Raw genomic sequence first — 17,939 nt, 5'->3', positions numbered from 1 at the left:
CCCGGCAGCGCTCGGTGTAGACCAGCGCCATCGCCGGGCTGGACAGGACGAACCGAACCTGCGCCGCCACGACGCCCAGCTGCACTGGGAACAGAAGGCAGGCGGCGTGATGCTGCTGGCCATCGCCGTCCTGGCGTTCTTCCTCGGCCTGTACCCTCAGCCGCTGCTGAACCTGGTTCAGCAATCGGGCCTGGCGGGCTGATCGCCCGGCGAGCTTCGGCGGTAAACAGAAACGGCACCTTCGGGTGCCGTTTTTGCGTCTGGGGGTTTAACGGGATCCTGTGCTCGGCCCTGAACGTCCGGCGTCGGCTTGAGCCTATGGCTCACCGTGGAGAACGCGCTTGAGCCCCCCAACCTTTCCCTTGAACTTCCCATTAAAAGATACGAATACAGATAAATATCGGTAGGAAAACTCGCTAAAGACTGCAGTAAAAAACCATTACCCCAACCTTGAAGTCGAGTCACACACATAACTTGATGAAGCTTCCTACACCCCAAGTCTTAATATCCTTATCAAACGGTCATAAACATTCAACTCGACCCGACTCTTCCTCGACCGTTCGACACCGCAGACCGTGCCCCGCCGGGTGCGCCGCAATTCAAGCCAAAGTTTACATGTCGATGTTTCGATGTCCCCAAGAGCCCCCTCCTTAGACCTTTTGTTACGTTTGACCCAAGCAATCTGGCGCTTATAGATTCCGCTCGTGCTCAAACCGCACATCAACTAAACAAAGGAATTGAACAATGGGCTATTTAACCACCGCCATTATCAACAGCATCACTGAACTCGATAAACAGGAAACCTTGAACGATGAACAGATCGAGACACTTCAACTGAGCGAAGCGGAAATGGCGGAACTGGACGCCGAGTAAAGCAACGGGGGAGCAATCCCCCGTTCTTTTTGGGGAGGGATCATGAACAAAGCAAAAGTTGTGGAACGCGAACTGACGATCGCACAGGCCTGCCGGCGGGTCGAGATTGAACTGGGCCGTCAGGGACTCGCACCTTCGACCCGTACGTTTGGTAACGACCTTGTCCTGGTGCACGCGACACTTACCGGGCCGGACAATCGTCAGGCTCATGGCAGCGGAAAAGGCTACCTGGAACACGCAAGACTGGGTGCGCTGTTCGAGGCCCTTGAGCACCAATGGGCTGAAGATCACTGCACCGCTGACACTCACACGGTCAGCGCCGACTACTTCGCAGACACAACGCTGTTCGCGAATGATCACGTCCATATCTTGCTGAACGCAGAACAGGGCACCCACATTGTCTGCCGCGATTACGTGCAGCACAAAACACGCACGCGCTTTTCCTATCCGGTCGCATTAATCTCCCCCCACTACGCAGACAGGCCACTCGAACAGGACTGTACGGACTACCGGGCCCTGCGCCGCTACTCCAGCAACAGCGGCACAGCCATCGGCGCCACTTACGATGAAGCGCTGCTGCATGCGACCAATGAATGCATCGAACGCGATGCCGTTTCACTGTTTCTGCTCGATCACTTCTACTACGAAAACCTTTCACCTCTGCGCCACGTCATCCGCCCGGAGCAGGACGATGCTCTCGGTCGCCTATGGACAGACGCAGAGCGAGAGATCGGTGCAGAAATCGTGCTTCTGGACATCAGCACCGAGTTCAAGGCACGTACCTTTCTGGCCTTTTCAAAGGCCTCGGGGTTTCCGGTGCAAGTGTTTGGAAGCGGTTGCTCGCTCGATCCGCGTCACGGCGCATGGCGCGCGCTGACCGAACTGGTGCAAATGCACTTCGCCGCGGCAAATGACGAATACCGGAACAGCCTGCTCAATGCTCAACGCCATTTGCAACGATTCACGCGGCTGCTGCGTTGCCTGCAATTCAATACCGAAGCCCTGTTGCAGCGCTCTCCCCGACTGAGCGTGGCGCTGCCGGACACCGGCGTGGATTCGTCCCTGACCGAGCAGATCGACCGGTTGGCCGCAGACCTCGAATATCACGGCCATGTCCTCGGGGTCACCACGCTTCATCAGACGGATCTGGGCACCACCGTGGTCAACGTCGTCATTCCAGGTCTGGAGCGGTTCTTCACTGTATCCAGCGGCAATGTGGTCGTACCCAATGCCAGAGGGCGGAAGCTGGAGAACAAACCCCAGGAATTCAATCCATGAGGGAAACACCGGTAAACGTCGATCACACACGGGAGCTGGCATTGTCTCGCGATATGTCCAGCCACATCATTCGATCGGGCTCCATCGGCAGCTACTGCGAACCACCCGGCAACGGACTGCACCACGTATTCCTGCTGCATCTGAAGGAAGGTGACTGGGTCGGCCGCAGAACCCTGCGGCGCGGCGACGGCCAGCGATGGCAGCCTTACAGCGCACTTCATCCCTCCATGCTGCTTGGCCCCCATATTCAATCGCAGTGGAGCAACGATGGCGTATCCATATACTTCCGGGCAACATCGGCAGCGCAGAAAGCGATGGCTTTCGAGTCCGCGCTGACATCACCCGACGCACAATTGCATTTCCCCTTCGCACTGGTGGATGACGCCGGCCGTGAAGCCGTATGCCCGCAAGAATACTGGCACGTCAGCGAATCGCTAGCCGTTCGCCTGAACGCCGATGAACAGCACTTTCGCGAGCACTGCGTGGCACTGCTGAAAACCCTGTCCAAACCTGGCACGGTCATCTATGACCCAGCCTGTTCAACGGGAGAGTTCATCGCCCATCTGGCCGATCGACTGCCCGATTGCCGGTGCCTGGGCTCTGACCGCTCGGTGTCGATGATCGAGTACGCACAAAATCACCATGGCTTGTCCCGCGTCGGCTTTCGCGTGATGGAAGCCGAGATATCCACGGAGTCAGGCATACGTTGCGATGTGCTGATCCTGCGTTTTTTGAATGCAGAGGTCATGACCCGTAGCGAAGCACACACCATTTTCGGAAGGCTGATGCCTTGCGTGAATCCGGGTGGCACGATTCTCATCTTTGGCCATACGCCAGTCCTGTTGGCGGTCACATGGCTGATCCAGACGTTCGGGCTGACCCTGGTTTCCAGCGTCGCCGCGCGTTCTGGCCGGCAGGAATTGTTCCAGTTCTACCGATTGACGGTCCCGACCTCGGGATCCCTTCTCCCGGCCACAGTAAATCACGACACATGACGAAAATGTAATTCCCCCATCACCCTGGCGTTATCCGCAGCTTGCAACGATGTCACCCGGCGACCCTAACGGCGGCCCTTTCCGCCGAACAACAAGACCCACGCCGAAGCACGTTCCCGTTCTGCCGAACTCCAGGAGTGATTGATGGTTAACAATTCAAGAATGTCGATGGCCGCATTGGCCGTGGTTGTCGGCTCCGGGCCGACCACCGCGCTTGCGCAGGAAAAGGCCGAGGGTTTCATCGAAGGCAGCAGCCTGACGCTGCTCAACCGCAACTACTACTTCAACCGCGATCACCGCGACGGGCAGTCCAGCCCCACCGGCAACGGCTACTCCGAAGCCTGGGCCCACGCCGTCATCAGCAAGTTCGAATCCGGTTTCACCCAGGGCACCGTCGGGGTCGGGGTGGATGCGTTCGCGATGATCGGACTGAAGCTCGACACCGGTGACGGCCGCAACGGCGGCCGCAGTTCGTTCGATGTGTTGCCGGTCAACAGTGACGGTGAAGCAAGGGACGAATACACCAAGGTCGGGGGCGCCGCCAAGATTCGGGCGTTCGATACCGTGGTGAAAATCGGCGATGTGTTCCCGGCCAACCCGGTGGTGGCGGCGGGCGACTCGCGATTGCTGCCGGAAAGCTTTCGCGGTGTGACGGCGACCAACACCAGCATCGAAGGCCTGTCGATCCAGGGCGGCCGGTTGCATGCGATGAGCCAACCGGTCTCCAGCGATATGCGCGACAACTTCGCGACCTTCTATGCCGGCCCGGTCAATTCACCCTGGATCGCCTACGGTGGCGGCGATTATGCGCTGAACAAGAACCTGAGCTTCAGCCTGTACTCCAGTCGCCTCAAAGACGCCTGGAACCAGTACTACGCCGGCACCGCCTGGACGTATCCGCTGTCGGACGACCTGTCGCTGTTCGGCGGCCTGAACTATTACAAGGCGGTCGATGAAGGCAAACAGTTGCTCGGCAAGTTCGACAACGACATCTGGAGCGGCCGGGTCGGCGTGAAGCTCGGCGCGCATTCCGTGGCCCTGTCGCACCAGCGCAACAACGGCGACGACGATTTCGACTACCTGCGCCAATCGGACTCGATCTTCCTCGACAACTCCATCCAGTACAGCGACTTCAACTCACCCAAGGAACGTTCGTGGATGGTGCGCTACGACCTCGACATGAGCGCCTACGGCGTACCCGGCTTGTCGTTCATGACCCGCTACGCCCGCGGCACCGACGCCGACTACTCCAACGCCAACGCCGTGTACATGCGCCGTGACGCCGAGGGCAATCCGCTGACCGACCAGAAGCGCTGGGAACGGGACATCGAAGTGAAATACGTGGTGCAGAGCGGCTCGCTCAAGGACATGTCGCTGCGCCTGCGTCAGGCCACGACCCGCGCCACGGCGTTCGAATCGGATCTGGATGAGGTGCGCGTGATCGTCGAGTATCCGCTGGCGATTCTCTGACCGGGCGGATCAACCCCATTCACCTTTAGAAGCTCCTTGCTCCTTTGGTAAGAGGTGAATCTTTGGCGTCCTTCGGGGCGCCTTTTTTTTCGCCGCGTTGCAATGCGCTAGACCAACCGCGTGTCCAGGCCGAAGCGCTCCTGAGAGACCAGGGAGAACCGGTCCGTCGCCAGGTCGCAGCTCACCAGCAGGTTCCACGAATGCCGCGTCACGGCCGACGGGATCAGCACAAAGGGATGTTGCGCCAGCAGCTTCTCGGCGAACTGTTGCTGATTGGGTGAAGGTTGGGCCGGGATGAGCCAGTTGGGGTTGGGGACGTCTTCGGGCTGGACGACCTTGATCGTCGAGGGATCGCGGACTTCAAAGCAGGTGAGCACATGCGGGACCGTGTCCAGGGCATCGAACCCCAGATGGGCCGCCACCTCCAGGATGGCGGTGGCCGGGTCGGCCGATGCGTAGATCACCCGACGTCCCGGAGGGTTCCAACGGCCGCCGGAGCGTTGCGCACCGATGCCGCTGTCCCAAGTCGTCTTGTAGACCTCACGGTCGAGGCGCCAGGCGTACCACTTGCCGTCCCAGGGCAAGGGATTCACTGATAGACCCCGTGCTCGATCCGGGTCAGGTAATCCTCCACCACCTGGAAGCCCAGCGGGTTGTCGATCAGCTCCAGCGGCACATTGCCGTCCAGGTACTTGCAGGGCTTCTTCAGCCAGTCCTCAGCGAGCGACTGATTGCCGAACGCCTCGGTGGCATGCTCCAGCACTTGCGCGTACTGGAAAGCGACGGCGCTCTGCTGCGGGTTCAGGCGAACCGAGCCGGTCTCCTTCGCCAGGCGCTGGACGGTGCGAATGGACTTTCCCGTGATGCGCTGGACAAGGTCGTTCTCCATGTACAGCGCCGACAGGGCCAGCATGTCCTTGACCGCGCTCAGGCTGAAACCCTCCTTGGTGTACTGGATGATCGAAAGGCGCGTGTCGCCCTTGCGGCCATGAAGCAGCACCTCGGTCGGCCTTCTGATGGTCTTGCGCACCCTCGGAACCGAGGCCGTTGTTACCGTGGACATACCGACGCCCTCCAGACGACATTTGACGCAATCATAACGCCAAATGTCGCCACTCAGGCAAGTGAATGCTGCTTCCAAGATTGACCCGTCCCTTTGGTATCCGATGACATCCATTCGCCCTGAGGGTAAGTGACGGGTACCCGGAAGCCAACCTTAAAAAGATGTCAGAGAATTCAGGGCTTTTCATGAAAACCGGGCCTTTGCTGTAGGAACTCACCCTCCCCGCTTACGGCAATCACCCGCCACGGTGTACGTGACCGTGTTGAGCCGTCCCTGCGAGTCTTCATAGGTCATCGCCGTCGGCACCACCGCGCAGGCGGCCTGCGGACGCACGACACTCACCACCTTGACCACATCCAGCTTCATCCCGTACTCATACGCCTTCACCTCCGGCGGCGCCTTACCCTGGTTGGCGGCGTACTGCTCCATGGCCTTGGCATTGGCGCCGAGGGCCTTGTCGAACGTGCGGTCACCGCCGCCTTCGGCCAACGCATTCAGGGACATCGCTATGGCACCGGCGAACACAATCGATCGGATGGCTTTCATATCCGTTTCCTTCCGTAGCTGACTCATGAAAAAGCCCGGCATCGGCGTGCGATGACGGGCTTGCGCAAGCGCGGCACGCTTACAGGTCTTGGGTGGCGCCGTCTTTCTTCTCGTTGACGACCACCGGTTCGCGGGCCTTCTCCTTGGCGACGAACAGCTCCACCGAACGGTCGTTGGCCGTCATCATCCGCTCGAACGTCCGGTCGCCGCCGCCTTCGGCCATGACCAGGGAAGACACCGCCAACGCAGCCAAAAAGGCGCCGATCTGTACAGGTTTCATGCTTGATTCCTCATTGGGTAACTGACGGGATCAAGGTAACAACCCGCACCTTTCGTGACGGTGGCGCGCACATTACATATCCGTCATGTGCCGGCCGCCCGAGAGAATCAACCTGTAGGAGCGAGCCTGCTCGCGATGGCGGTGTGTCAGTCGACTGCGGCGCTGGCTGACAAATCGCTATCGCGAGCAGGCTCGCTCCTACAGGGAGACCGCTATTGAACTTCGTCCCTGCGGTGGGCCAGGCGGTACAGCACCGGCAGGATCAGCAGCGTGAGCACGGTCGAGGACAGGATCCCGCCGATCACCACCGTGGCCAGCGGGCGCTGCACCTCCGCGCCGGTGCCGGTGGCCAGGGCCATGGGGATGAAGCCCAGCGACGCCACCAGCGCCGTCATCAGCACCGGGCGCAGGCGTGTCAACGCGCCTTCGCTGACCGCGTCGGCCAGCGAACGTCCCTCCTCCCGCAGGTTGCGGATAAACGCGATCATCACCAGCCCGTTGAGCACCGCCACCCCGGACAACGCGATGAAACCGACCCCTGCCGAGATCGACAGCGGAATGTCCCGCAGCCACAGGGCCATGACGCCGCCGGTCAGCGCAAACGGAATGCCGGTGAACACCAGCAAGCCGTCCTTGAGGTTGTTGAACATCATGAACAGCAGCCCGAACACCAGCAGCAGCGCCACCGGCACCACGATCTGCAGGCGCTTGGCCGCCGACTGCAACTGCTCGAACTGACCGCCCCAGCTCGTCCAGTAACCGGGCGGCACCTGCACATCGCGTCCGATCACCTCGCCGGCTTCGCTGACGAACGAGCCGATGTCGCGCCCGCGCACGTTGGCGCTGACGATCACCAGGCGCTTGCCGTTCTCGCGGCTGACCTGATTGGGCCCCAGCACCAGATCGAGGCTGGCGACCTCCTTGAGCGCGATGAAGCCGATCCGGCCGTCGGCGCCGTTGAGCGGCGCCGGCACCGGGATCAGCAGCGACGACAGGCCGTCGATGTCCTTGCGCATGGCGTCGGACAGGCGCACGACCATGTCGAAGCGCCGGTCGCCCTCATACAGCGTCCCGGCCTGCCGCCCGCCGACCGCCACGGCGATGGTGTCCTGCACGTCCCCCACGTTGAGCCCGTAGCGGGCGGCCTTGTCGCGGTCGATGTTGATGGTCAGCACCGGCAGCCCGGTGGTCTGCTCGACCTTGACCTCGGACGCGCCGGCGACCGTCTGCAGGGCCGCCGCGATCTTCGCCGCCGTGGCGTTGAGCACGTCCATGTCGTCGCCGAACACCTTGACCGCCACGTCGCTGCGCACGCCGGAGATCAGTTCGTTGAAGCGCAGCTGGATCGGCTGCGACAGCTCGTAGTTGCTCCCCGGCAGCGCCGCCGCGGCCTGTTGCAGTTCGGCCATCAGGGTGTCGCGGGACTTGCCCGGATCCGGCCATTGGTCCTTGGGCTTGAGCATCACGTAACTGTCGGAGATGTTCGGCGGCATCGGGTCGGAGGCGATCTCGGCGGTGCCGGTGCGGGCGAACACCCGCTCGACTTCCGGCACCTTGCCCAGGATCAGGGTTTCCAGGCGCTGCTGCATGTCCACCGACTGGGACAGGCTGGTGCCCGGCACGCGCAGGGCCTGCAGGGCGAAATCGCCTTCGCTGAGGCTCGGCACGAACTCGCTGCCCATGCGGGCGGTGACCGCGCCGCTGAGCACCACCGCGCCCAGCGCCAGACCCACGGCCGCCTTGCGGTGGCCCATCACCCAGTCCAGCGCCGGTGCGTACGCACGCCGGGCGCCCCGCATGACCGCGCCCTCTTCCTCCTTGACCTTGCCGGTGACGAACAGCGCAATGGCCGCCGGCACGAACGTCACCGACAGCAGCATCGCGCCGAGCAAGGCGATGACCACGGTGAACGCCATCGGGTGGAACATTTTCCCTTCGACGCCGCTCAAGGCGAAGATCGGCAGGTACACGACCATGATGATCAGCTGGCCGAAGATCAGCGGGCGGCGTGCCTCCTTCGCCGCCGCGAACACCTCGTGGAAGCGCTCGGAACGGGTCAAAAGCCGCCCGTGATGCTGCTGCGCATGGGCCAACCGGCGCAGGGTGTTCTCCACGATCACCACCGCGCCGTCGACGATGATGCCGAAGTCCAGCGCCCCCAGGCTCATGAGGTTGGCGCTGACCTTGTTGGTGAACATGCCGGTGAAGGTGAACAGCATCGACAGCGGAATCACCATCGCGGTGATCAGCGCGGCGCGGATGTTGCCCAGGAACAGGAACAGGATCGCGATCACCAGCACCGCGCCTTCCACCAGGTTTTTCTTCACCGTGGCGATGGCCTTGTCCACCAGGTGCGTGCGGTCGTACACCGGCACCGCGACCACGCCCTTGGGCAGCGAACGGTTGATCTGCTCAAGTTTGCCGGCCACCGCCTGGGAGACCGTGCGGCTGTTCTCGCCGATCAGCATGAACACGGTGCCGAGCACCACTTCGCGACCGTTCTCGGTGGCGGCGCCGCTGCGCAGTTCGCGGCCGATGTCGACGGTGGCGACGTTCCTCACCCGGATCGGCGTGCCATCGACGTTGGCCATCACGATATTGGCGATGTCTTCGGTGCTCGCCACCTGCCCCGGCGCGCGGATCAGCAGCTGCTCGCCGCTGCGCTCGATGTAGCCGGCGCCGACGTTGGCGTTGTTGCGCTCCAGCGCCGTCACCAGATCGGTCAGCGTCAACTTGTAGGCCGCCAGCCGTTTCGGGTCGGGGGCGATCTGGTATTCCTTGGCGAACCCGCCGATGGTGTTGATCTCGGCCACGCCGGGGACGTTGCGCAGCTGCGGCTTGATGATCCAGTCCTGGATCACCCGCAGGTCGGTCGGCGTGTAGGCCGTGCCGTCGTCCTTGAGCGCGCCTTCCTGCGCCTCCACCGTCCACAGGAAGATCTCGCCCAGGCCCGTGGAGATCGGCCCCATCACCGCCTCCACGCCTTCGGGCAACTGTTCCTTGGCCGCTTGCAGGCGCTCGTTCACCAACTGCCGGGCGAAGAACAGGTCGGTGCCGTCCTTGAAGATCACCGTGACCTGGGACAGGCCCGACCGCGACAGCGAGCGGGTCTGCTCCAGCGCCGGCAATCCGGCCATCGCCGTCTCGATGGGGAACGTGATGCGCTGCTCGGTTTCCAGCGGCGAGAACCCCGCGGCGCCGGTGTTGATCTGCACCTGGACGTTGGTGATGTCCGGCACCGCGTCGATCGGCAGCTTCTGATAGCTGGCGACGCCGAGGCCGGCCATGAGCAATACGGCGAGCAGCACGATGAAGCGCTGCTCGATGGCGAACTGGATCAGGCGTTCAAACATGAGGACCTTCTTGTCGAAGACGGATCAGTGAGCGTGCTCGGCCGAAGCCTTGCCCAGTTCCGATTTGAGAATGAAGCTGCCGGCGGCGGCGACCTGCGCGCCGGCCTCCAGCCCTTCGGTGATTTCCACCAGCCCGGCGGCGCGGCTGCCCAAGGCCACCGCCTGCGCCTTGAAGCCGTCGTCGGTGCGCACGAACACCGTGGGCTTGTCCTCGACGGTCTGGAGCGCGGACTCCGGCACCGCCACCTTGACCTGCCGGCTGTCGGTGGCCACCAGCGCCGTCACGAACAGCCCCGGACGCCACGCGCCCTGCGGGTTGGCCAGGGTCACGCGGACCGTCGCGGTGCGCGTCTGCTCGCCGAGCAGATTGCCGACGTAAGCCACGGTGCCGGCCACTTCGGCATTCAGCTCCGGCGCGCTGACGGTCACCGGCTTGCCCACCTGCACCCGGTTCAGGTCCTTGGGCGAAACGCCGAAGGTCACCCACACCCGCGACAGGTCCGACAGGGTGAAGGCGTTGGTGGTCTCGTCGACCACCTCGCCCGGCGTCAGGTGCTTCTCCACCACCACGCCGTCGAACGGCGCGCGCAGCTCATAGCGGTTGCCTCCGCCGGCGGCCACGCTGCCGCTGAGCACGCTGATCTTCTGCCGGGCGTTGGCCAGGGCGATCTCGGCCTCTTCCAGCGCCTGGCGGGCCTGAAGGAAATCCTGCTCGGCGGAAATCCTGTCCTGCCACAGCTGCTTCTCCCGTTCATAGGTCGTGCGCGCCAAGGCCAGGCGGCGTTGCGCCGCCGCCTGCTCGCTGCGCTGATCGGAAATCTGCTGGCTGGCGATCACCGCCAGCAACTGGCCCTTCTTCACCGGCTGGCCCAGCACCACCGGCACCGACTCCACGACGCCCGGCACCCGCGGCACGACATGGGCGGTGCGGTCTTCGTCGAAGCGCACTTCGCCGGGGAACGGCAAGCCGAGGCTGAGACCGGCGGCCTTGGCCTCGGCCATTTGAATGCCCGCCGCCGTGATCTGTTCGGCGCTCAGGGCCAGATGCCCTTCCTCGCCCTCATCGTGCCCGCCTTCGGCCGCCGCGCTTTCGGCGGCGTGATCGGCGTGCTCCGCCGCCTCGTCGGCATGGGCACCGGCGGGTGGGTTACCCATCCACAACGCGCCGATCCCGATGCCCACGCTCAAGGTCGCCGCAGCGACCGCCATCAGTCTTTTATCCATGGAAACTCCTCTGCGCCCCGCCGCCGGCGCGGCGCTGCGGTGATCGAAAATTGAAACTCAACGGCTGACGGCGAGCGCACCGAGGTCGCCGAAGATGCGCTCGATGCGCACTCGGGCGTCGGTCGCCTCGGCCACGGCCTGGAGGTATTGGGTGCGGGCGCCGATCAAGGTGCGTTGGGCGTCGAGCACGTCGATAAAGGCGAACTTGCCCATTTCGAAGCCGCGGGTGGCGCTGTCCACGGCACTCTGTGCGGCGGGCAGGATGCTCTTGTCGAACGCCTGCGCCTCGCCGTCGGCGGTCCGCCATTGCTCCAGCGCGGTCTGTATTTCGGTGCGCAGGCGCAGCTCCGTGGCGTTGCGCAGATCCCGGGCCTGATCGGCGCGGCGAGCGGCGGCCAACACGTTGCCCTGGTTGCGGTTGAACAGCGGAATCGGCATCGACAGCCCGACGACGTTGACCCGTTCGCGTTCCGTTTCGCTGTACTGGCTGCCGACGCTGACGGTCAGGTCAGGAATCCGCTGGGCCTTCTCCAGCCCCAGCGAGGCTTCGCGCTGGTCGATCTGCAACGCCGCCAGGCGCAGCTCGGCGGTCTCGTTCAGGCGCCCGAGCAACCGGGACGACGGCGGAACCGCCGGCAGAGCGGCCGCAGCGGCCGGCACCTCGGCCGACTCCGGCAGCGGCGCGCCCATGACCTGCGCCAGTTGCTGCCAGGCGTTGGCCCGGTCGCGCTCGGCCCGGCTCAGCTCAAGGCGCACCTCCGACAATTGCACCTGGGCCCGCGTGCCCTCGACCGGCGACGACTTGCCCGCCCCGATCCGCCCCTGCGCCACCCGCAGGCCGTGCTCGGCCAACGCCAGCGACTGACGGGACAGTTGCAGCCGTTGCTGCGCCGTCTGCACGGCGGTGTAGGCCTGGATCACGTCGGCGCGCAGGCCGAGGCGCTTGCGCTCCAGCTCGATGCCGGCGGCGTCCTGGGCGCGGCTCGCCACGTCGATCCGCGCCCCGCGCTTGCCGCCCAGCTCGATGGGCTGGCTGAGGGTCACCGTGGTGGTGCGCGACTCGCGCCGGGTGTCTTCCGCCTCCCAGGCCACTTCCGGGTTGGGGATCAGCCCCGCCTGCTGCCGTTCGCCAGCGGCGATGCCGATTTCCCAGCCGGCCGCGGCCAGGTCGGGGTTGCCGGCGAAAGCCGTTTGCAGGGCCTGATCGAGGGTCAGCGCCGGGCCCGGCGAAACGGCCGCCATGGCGCAACCGCCCCACAGCAGGAGGCCAGCGGCAAACAGCGACCGCGTGTTTTTCAGGCGCAGGCGCGCCGTCCGTTCATTTAAACCGGGCAATTGAATGTTTCCTTTTTGATTCGGGAATCTTCGATGCCGCCACGGTAGGGTTTTGAACTTATCGACAAGGTGACTGGAACATTACAAATACGTTATCCAGCGTCGGCCCGGTAACTTTTGCTCTAGCATGAAAGTGTGCACGGCCAATTAGAAACACAACGAAACACTTACTCTTCGATTATCTGCCGAACAGCACTTGCCGCACTCTTCGATTCATGAAGTGCATGAAAAGTCGCGTCATCCGCTGCGACAGACCGTCGCAGAAGGCCGATTTAGGCGCATCCAATCAATGACTTCGTTTGACCCTGAAGTGACTACAGACTTTATCCTGCACGCCTTCCTCCGGCGAAATGCCCGCAGGAAACACCGCGGACCGCCGCAACTAAACAAATGAACAGGCCGATAAGAACAACAACTTCCAGAGCCCGCCCCATTATTTGACCCTTCAATGAAAGTGGTGATTGACCATGCGAATCCTTATTGTCGAGGACGAGCTTAAAACTGCCGAATACTTGCACCAGGGACTGACGGAAAGCGGTTATGTCGTCGACCGTGCGGCCAACGGCGCCGATGGGCTGCACCTGGCGCAACAGCAGGCCTATGACCTGATGATCCTCGACGTCAACCTGCCGGAACTGGACGGCTGGAGCGTGCTTGAGCAACTGCGCCGCACCCGCTCCACCCGGGTGATGATGCTCACCGCCCGCGGCCGTCTGGCCGACAAGATCCGCGGCCTGGACCTGGGCGCCGACGACTATCTGGTCAAGCCGTTCGAGTTTCCCGAACTGCTGGCGCGGGTGCGCACCCTGATGCGCCGCAGCGAGAACATCCCGGTGCCGCAGGTGCTCAAGGTGGCCGACCTGGAGCTCGACCCCGGCCGCCACCGGGCCTTTCGCGACGGGCAGCGCATCGACCTCACCACCAAGGAATTCGCCCTGCTGCACCTGCTGATGCGCCAGTCCGGCGAGGTGCTGACCCGCACCCAGATCATCTCGCTGGTGTGGGACATGAACTTCGACTGCGACACCAACGTGGTGGAGGTCTCGATCCGCCGCCTGCGGGCCAAGATCGACGACCCGTTCGCCAGCAAGCTGATCCACACCCTGCGCGGCGTCGGCTATGTGCTGGAGGCCCGGGAATGAAGCCGGTCAGCCTGTCGATGCGCCTGGGGATCACGGTCAGCGTGCTGGGCGCGCTGCTGGTGGTGTTCCTCGCGGTGTTGGCCTACTTCGCCCTGACCCACGAACTGAACGCGCTGTCCCGGGACAGCCTGGCCAGCAAGATGGAGCAGGTCGAGCACAGCCTGTCGCTGTACACCGACCCCGGCGAAATCCGCTCCAAGCCCCACATTCTGCTCGATCAGGTCATGGGCCATGACAACCTCACCCTGACCCTCTACGACCTCGACAACCTGCGCACGCCGCTGCTCAAGTCCGGCGCCGGCATGGCCGATCCGCGCCTGGAGCTCAAGGCGGCGCGGACGGCGACCGACGAACTGGCCTACACCGCCAGCACCGACTCCGCCGGGGCAAAATTCCTCACGGCGACCAAGCTGGTGCGCCTCAAGGACGGCACCCGCGTGCCGCTGCTGCTGTCGGTGGACAACGCCCACGACCAGGCCTTGCTCAGCGCCTACCTGCGCTCGACGCTGATGGCGCTGCCGCTGCTGCTGATCTTCATCGGGCTCAGCGCCTGGGGTGCCGTGCAGCGGGGACTGGCGCCGATGCGCGAGTTCCGCAAGGTGGCGGCGATGGTCTCGACCCAGGACCTGGACCATCGCTTGTCGGTGGTGAACATGCCCCAGGAACTGAGCGAACTGGCCCAGGGCATCAACGTCATGCTCCATCGCCTGGACGCGGGGGTGCAGCAGCTGTCGCAGTTTTCCGACGACCTGGCCCATGAACTGCGCACGCCGATCAACAACCTGATGGGCAAGGCCCAGGTGACGCTGTCCCGGCAACGCAGCGTGGAGGAGTACCAAGATGTGCTGGTGTCCTGCATCGAGGAACTGGAACGGGTGGCCCGGATCGTGTCCGACATGCTGTTCCTGGCGCAGGTCAGCCATCCTTCGGCGCTGGCGCCGTTCGAACGGGTCGGGCTGGCGGACGAAGCGCGCAAAGTGGCCGAGATGTTCGCCCTGACGGCCCAGGACAAGCGGATCCAGCTGAGCGTGATCGGCAGCGCCGATGTGCTGGGCGACCGCCTGATGATCCAGCGGGCGATCTCCAACCTGCTCTCCAACGCCCTGCGCCACTGCCCGGACGGCAAGACGGTCACGCTGCTGATCGAACGGGGCGCCGCCCAGTCTTCGCTGCTGGTGAGCAACCCCGGCGCCGGCATCGAGGCGCAGCACCTGCCGCACCTGTTCGACCGCTTCTACCGGGTCGACAGCAGCCGCTCGCGCACCCAGGGCAGCACCGGTTTGGGCCTGGCCATCGTGCGCTCGATCATGAGCCTGCACCGGGGCGTGGCCGAGGTGAAGAGCCTGCCGGGGGCGATGACGGTGTTCAGGTTGGGGTTTCCCAATTCCGATTAGGGAATGATCAAGTGACCTGTAGGAGCGAGTCTGCTCGCGATGACGATGGCCGATGCGACAAAACAAAACGGCACCTTCCGGTGCCGTTCAGTCTCTACGTCCCCGCCTTCACTTGCGCGCCGCCTCCCACGACTTGAGCAGTTCGTTGTAGCTCACGGTCTCGCCCTTGGGCTTTTCATTGGCCAGTTTCGGCTTCGGTGCGCCGGGTTGGTCGAACCAGTATTGCGCGTCGCGCTCGGGGTTCATCTTCGGCGCGCAGGTGGCCTGGGCCTTGGAGCGTTCCAGGCGGGTCATGATCGCGTCCTGATCCTTGGCCAGGCCGTCGAGGGCTTGCTGCGGGGTCTTGTCGCCGCTGGCGGCCTCGGCGATGTGGCTCCACCACAGCTGCGCCAGACGCGGGTAGTCAGGCACGTTGGTGCCGGTCGGCGTCCACTGGATGCGGGCCGGGCTGCGGTAGAACTCCACCAGGCCGCCGAGCTTGGGCGCCAGGTCGGTCATGGCCTGGGAGTTGATGTCCGACTCGCGGATCGGCGTCAGGCCGACGATGGTTTTCTTCAGCGACACGGTTTTCGAGGTCACGAACTGCGCGTACAGCCAGGCCGCGAGCTTCTGCTTCTCGGGCGTCGACTTCATGAAGGTCCACGACCCCACGTCCTGATAGCCCAGCTTCATCCCCTCTTCCCAGTACGGCCCGCGCGGCGAAGGCGCCATCCGCCATTTCGGCGTGCCGTCGGCGTTGACCACCGGCAGGCCCGGCTTGGTCATGTCGGCCGTGAACGCGGTGTACCAGAAGATCTGCTGGGCGATGTTGCCCTGGGACGGCACCGGCCCCGACTCGGAGAAGGTCATGCCTGCGGCCTCCGGCGGCGCGTACTTCTTCAGCCAGTCGACGTATTTGGTCGTGGCGAACACCGCCGCCGGGCCGTTGGTGTCGCCGCCGCGGGTCACGCTGGAGCCCACCGGATGGCAGTCCTCGACGCGGATCCCCCACTCGTCCACCGGCAGGCCGTTGGGCAGGCCCTTGTCGCCGCCGCCGGCCATGGAGAACCAGGCGTCGGTGAAGCGCCAGCCCAGGGACGGATCTTTCTTGCCGTAGTCCATGTGCCCGTAGATGCGCTTGCCGTCGATTTCCTTGACGTCTTCACTGAAGAACTTGGCGATGTCCTCGTAGGCCGACCAGTTCACCGGTACGCCCAGCTCATAGCCGTACTTTTCCTTGAACTTGGCCTTCAGGTCCGCACGCTCGAACCAGTCGGCGCGGAACCAGTACAGGTTGGCGAACTGCTGGTCGGGCAATTGGTACAGCTTGCCGTCCGGCGCGGTGGTGAACGAGGTGCCGATGAAGTCCTTGAGGTCCAAGGTCGGCGAGGTGAAGTCCTTGCCTTCGTTGGCCATCAGGTCGCTGATCGCCTCGGTCTTGCCGTAGCGAAAATGCGTGCCGATCAGGTCGGAGTCGTTGACCCAGCCGTCATAGATGCTCTTGTCCGACTGCATCACGGTCTGCAGCTTCTCCACCACGTCGCCTTCCTGCAGCAGGTCGTGGGTGACCTTGATCCCGGTGATTTCGGTGAAGGCCTTGGCCAGCACCTTGGATTCGTACTCGTGGGTGGTCAGGGTTTCCGAGACGACCTTGATGTCCATCCCGCGAAACGGCTCGGCGGCCTTGATGAACCACTTCAGTTCCGCCAGTTGCTGGTCGGCCGTCAGGGTGGACGGCTTGAACTCGCTGCCGATCCACTTCTTCGCCGCGTCCTCGTAGGCATCGGCCCAGGCCGAAGCGCTCAAACCGCTCAAGGCCAGCAGGGCTGCCAATGAAATGCTATGTCGCAGCTTATTGTTTTTGTCGAACATAGAGACCTCCTGTTTAAGTTCCGGAGCCGCATCGTCGAGCGATTCGGTCAGCCCCAACGCATCACAGCCAACAGCCACACCACAGACAACGCGAACGCTATCCAGATGCTCCAACCGGTGACGCCGATCACCAGCAAATGCAGGTAGGCGCTGCCGAGAAGACCGATGAACAAGCGATCGCCACGGGTGGTGGCGATCGGCAGAAATCCTTTGCGCACAACGCTCGGCGAACGCAGCTCCCAAGTGGTCATGGCCACCAGGATCAAGGCGATGGCGCCAAAGAACGCCGCCGTCGGAATCGTCCAGCTCATCCATTCCATCATCGCTTCCTCATACCCGGCCCAGGGCAAAGCCCTTGGCCACGTGGTTGCGGACAAACCAGATCACCAGCATGCCCGGCAAAATGGTCAACACCCCCGCCGCCGCCAGCACGCCCCAGTCGATGCCCGACGCGGACACCGTGCGGGTCATCACCGCCGCGATGGGCTTGGCGTTCACCGACGTCAGCGTGCGCGCCAGCAGCAGCTCGACCCAGGAAAACATGAAGCAGAAGAACGCCGTGACGCCGATGCCGGAGCCGATCAGCGGGATGAAGATCTTCACGAAGAACTTGGGGAAACTGTAGCCGTCGATGTAGGCGGTCTCGTCGATTTCCTTCGGCACCCCGGACATGAAGCCCTCCAGGATCCACACCGCCAACGGCACGTTGAACAGGCAGTGGGCCAGCGCCACCGCGATGTGGGTGTCGAACAGGCCGATCGACGAGTACAGCTGGAAGAACGGCAGCAGGAACACCGCCGGCGGCGCCATGCGGTTGGTCAGCAGCCAGAAGAACAGGTGCTTGTCGCCCAAAAACCGGTAGCGCGAGAACGCATAGGCCGCCGGCAGCGCCACGCTCAGGGAAATCACCGTGTTCAGGCTCACGTAGTACAGCGAGTTGAGGTAACCGGTGTACCAGCTCGGGTCGGTGAAGATCACCTTGTAGTTGTGCCAGGTGAAGTCCTGGGGAAACACCGTCAGCCCGCCGAGGATTTCGGTGTTGCTCTTGAACGACATGTTCAGCAGCCAGTAGATCGGCACCAGCAGGAACAGGATGTAGACCAGCAGCGGAATCAGCTTTCTCTTGCTCATGGCC

The 17,939-nt window shown here is 63.5% G+C and carries 16 protein-coding genes and 1 pseudogene; 7 read left to right on the top strand and 10 right to left on the bottom strand.

Annotated elements, in window-relative coordinates:
* The 5 genes and pseudogenes from ACIP0B_RS17830 to ACIP0B_RS17810 form a co-directional block, all read left to right on the top strand.
* Positions 1-202, top strand: a pseudogene (locus ACIP0B_RS17830) (hypothetical protein); the annotation flags it as partial.
* 542 nt (positions 203-744) lie between these two features.
* Entirely contained in the window at positions 745-873 is a 129-nt protein-coding gene (locus ACIP0B_RS17825; RefSeq protein ID WP_400834370.1) for a hypothetical protein, read from the top strand.
* A 42-nt stretch (positions 874-915) separates the two neighbouring features.
* Positions 916-2,151 carry a YcaO-like family protein gene (locus ACIP0B_RS17820; protein ID WP_400834367.1) on the top strand — a complete coding sequence of 412 codons (1,236 nt, stop codon included), beginning with the start codon at positions 916-918 and terminating at the stop codon, positions 2,149-2,151.
* Complete coding sequence (locus tag ACIP0B_RS17815; RefSeq protein ID WP_400834365.1) at positions 2,148-3,146, top strand: class I SAM-dependent methyltransferase; 999 nt, start codon at positions 2,148-2,150, stop codon at positions 3,144-3,146. The genes ACIP0B_RS17820 and ACIP0B_RS17815 overlap by 4 nt, the downstream gene beginning before the upstream one ends.
* A 144-nt stretch (positions 3,147-3,290) precedes the next feature.
* Positions 3,291-4,616 carry an OprD family porin gene (locus ACIP0B_RS17810; protein ID WP_400834362.1) on the top strand — a complete coding sequence of 442 codons (1,326 nt, stop codon included), beginning with the start codon at positions 3,291-3,293 and terminating at the stop codon, positions 4,614-4,616.
* A gap of 107 nt (positions 4,617-4,723) precedes the next feature.
* On the opposite strand, the gene ACIP0B_RS17805 is transcribed toward ACIP0B_RS17810, so the two are convergent.
* The 7 genes from ACIP0B_RS17805 to ACIP0B_RS17775 form a co-directional block, all read right to left on the bottom strand.
* On the bottom strand, positions 4,724-5,209 hold the full coding sequence (locus ACIP0B_RS17805) for an RES family NAD+ phosphorylase (RefSeq protein ID WP_400834359.1): 486 nt from the start codon (positions 5,207-5,209) through the stop codon (positions 4,724-4,726).
* Positions 5,206-5,679 (bottom strand): antitoxin Xre/MbcA/ParS toxin-binding domain-containing protein, encoded by a 474-nt coding sequence (locus ACIP0B_RS17800; RefSeq protein ID WP_400834356.1) that lies wholly within the window; start codon positions 5,677-5,679, stop codon positions 5,206-5,208. The genes ACIP0B_RS17805 and ACIP0B_RS17800 overlap by 4 nt, the downstream gene beginning before the upstream one ends.
* 213 nt (positions 5,680-5,892) lie before the next feature.
* Complete coding sequence (locus ACIP0B_RS17795) at positions 5,893-6,225, bottom strand: DUF2790 domain-containing protein (RefSeq protein WP_400834353.1); 333 nt, start codon at positions 6,223-6,225, stop codon at positions 5,893-5,895.
* 79 nt (positions 6,226-6,304) lie between these two features.
* A complete protein-coding gene (locus tag ACIP0B_RS17790) occupies positions 6,305-6,505 on the bottom strand; it encodes a co-regulatory protein PtrA N-terminal domain-containing protein (RefSeq protein ID WP_400834350.1) in 201 nt (66 codons plus the stop codon).
* 212 nt (positions 6,506-6,717) lie between these two features.
* Positions 6,718-9,858: a CusA/CzcA family heavy metal efflux RND transporter gene (locus ACIP0B_RS17785; RefSeq protein WP_400834347.1), complete on the bottom strand. Its 3,141-nt coding sequence runs from the start codon at positions 9,856-9,858 to the stop codon at positions 6,718-6,720.
* 24 nt (positions 9,859-9,882) lie between these two features.
* The gene (locus ACIP0B_RS17780) at positions 9,883-11,082 is read right to left on the bottom strand and encodes an efflux RND transporter periplasmic adaptor subunit (RefSeq protein ID WP_400834344.1); all 1,200 of its coding nucleotides are present in this window, start codon (positions 11,080-11,082) and stop codon (positions 9,883-9,885) included.
* 57 nt (positions 11,083-11,139) lie between these two features.
* On the bottom strand, positions 11,140-12,417 hold the full coding sequence (locus ACIP0B_RS17775) for a TolC family protein (protein ID WP_400834342.1): 1,278 nt from the start codon (positions 12,415-12,417) through the stop codon (positions 11,140-11,142).
* A gap of 467 nt (positions 12,418-12,884) precedes the next feature.
* Between ACIP0B_RS17775 and ACIP0B_RS17770 the strand changes: the two genes are divergently transcribed.
* Together ACIP0B_RS17770 and ACIP0B_RS17765 are read left to right on the top strand one after the other, a co-directional pair.
* Positions 12,885-13,559, top strand: coding sequence for a heavy metal response regulator transcription factor (locus ACIP0B_RS17770; RefSeq protein WP_085580099.1), 675 nt, complete (start codon positions 12,885-12,887; stop codon positions 13,557-13,559).
* Entirely contained in the window at positions 13,556-14,953 is a 1,398-nt protein-coding gene (locus ACIP0B_RS17765; protein ID WP_400834339.1) for a heavy metal sensor histidine kinase, read from the top strand. Before ACIP0B_RS17770 ends, ACIP0B_RS17765 begins: the two co-directional genes overlap by 4 nt.
* Before the next feature lie 108 nt (positions 14,954-15,061).
* Here ACIP0B_RS17765 and ACIP0B_RS17760 read toward each other — a convergent pair whose 3' ends face one another.
* From ACIP0B_RS17760 to ACIP0B_RS17750, 3 genes are read right to left on the bottom strand one after another with little or no spacing between them, the layout of a single operon-like run.
* Entirely contained in the window at positions 15,062-16,804 is a 1,743-nt protein-coding gene (locus tag ACIP0B_RS17760) for an extracellular solute-binding protein (protein WP_400834336.1), read from the bottom strand.
* A 47-nt stretch (positions 16,805-16,851) separates the two neighbouring features.
* Positions 16,852-17,124, bottom strand: a complete 273-nt coding sequence (locus tag ACIP0B_RS17755; protein ID WP_400834333.1) for a DUF2160 domain-containing protein — start codon at positions 17,122-17,124, stop codon at positions 16,852-16,854.
* 10 nt (positions 17,125-17,134) lie between these two features.
* The gene (locus ACIP0B_RS17750; RefSeq protein WP_085579757.1) at positions 17,135-17,935 is read right to left on the bottom strand and encodes a carbohydrate ABC transporter permease; all 801 of its coding nucleotides are present in this window, start codon (positions 17,933-17,935) and stop codon (positions 17,135-17,137) included.
* Positions 17,936-17,939 lie beyond the last annotated feature (4 nt).

This window comes from Pseudomonas sp. NPDC089534, assembly GCF_044749305.1.
Taxonomy (GTDB): domain Bacteria; phylum Pseudomonadota; class Gammaproteobacteria; order Pseudomonadales; family Pseudomonadaceae; genus Aquipseudomonas; species Aquipseudomonas ekonensis.
The sequence above is the reverse complement of the archived record's forward strand: the minus strand, read 5'-3'. Positions and strand labels throughout refer to the sequence as shown.

What these genes read in the sequence shown, in the direction of transcription:
- ACIP0B_RS17825 (WP_400834370.1), top strand. Translation starts at nt 745, where the DNA reads ATGGGCTATTTAACCACCGCCATTATCAACAGCATCACTGAACTCGAT.
- ACIP0B_RS17820 (WP_400834367.1), top strand. Translation starts at nt 916, where the DNA reads ATGAACAAAGCAAAAGTTGTGGAACGCGAACTGACGATCGCACAGGCC.
- ACIP0B_RS17815 (WP_400834365.1), top strand. Translation starts at nt 2,148, where the DNA reads ATGAGGGAAACACCGGTAAACGTCGATCACACACGGGAGCTGGCATTG.
- ACIP0B_RS17810 (WP_400834362.1), top strand. Translation starts at nt 3,291, where the DNA reads ATGGTTAACAATTCAAGAATGTCGATGGCCGCATTGGCCGTGGTTGTC.
- ACIP0B_RS17800 (WP_400834356.1), bottom strand. Translation starts at nt 5,679, where the DNA reads ATGTCCACGGTAACAACGGCCTCGGTTCCGAGGGTGCGCAAGACCATC.
- ACIP0B_RS17795 (WP_400834353.1), bottom strand. Translation starts at nt 6,225, where the DNA reads ATGAAAGCCATCCGATCGATTGTGTTCGCCGGTGCCATAGCGATGTCC.
- ACIP0B_RS17790 (WP_400834350.1), bottom strand. Translation starts at nt 6,505, where the DNA reads ATGAAACCTGTACAGATCGGCGCCTTTTTGGCTGCGTTGGCGGTGTCT.
- ACIP0B_RS17785 (WP_400834347.1), bottom strand. Translation starts at nt 9,858, where the DNA reads ATGTTTGAACGCCTGATCCAGTTCGCCATCGAGCAGCGCTTCATCGTG.
- ACIP0B_RS17780 (WP_400834344.1), bottom strand. Translation starts at nt 11,082, where the DNA reads ATGGATAAAAGACTGATGGCGGTCGCTGCGGCGACCTTGAGCGTGGGC.
- ACIP0B_RS17770 (WP_085580099.1), top strand. Translation starts at nt 12,885, where the DNA reads ATGCGAATCCTTATTGTCGAGGACGAGCTTAAAACTGCCGAATACTTG.
- ACIP0B_RS17765 (WP_400834339.1), top strand. Translation starts at nt 13,556, where the DNA reads ATGAAGCCGGTCAGCCTGTCGATGCGCCTGGGGATCACGGTCAGCGTG.
- ACIP0B_RS17760 (WP_400834336.1), bottom strand. Translation starts at nt 16,804, where the DNA reads ATGTTCGACAAAAACAATAAGCTGCGACATAGCATTTCATTGGCAGCC.
- ACIP0B_RS17755 (WP_400834333.1), bottom strand. Translation starts at nt 17,124, where the DNA reads ATGGAATGGATGAGCTGGACGATTCCGACGGCGGCGTTCTTTGGCGCC.
- ACIP0B_RS17750 (WP_085579757.1), bottom strand. Translation starts at nt 17,935, where the DNA reads ATGAGCAAGAGAAAGCTGATTCCGCTGCTGGTCTACATCCTGTTCCTG.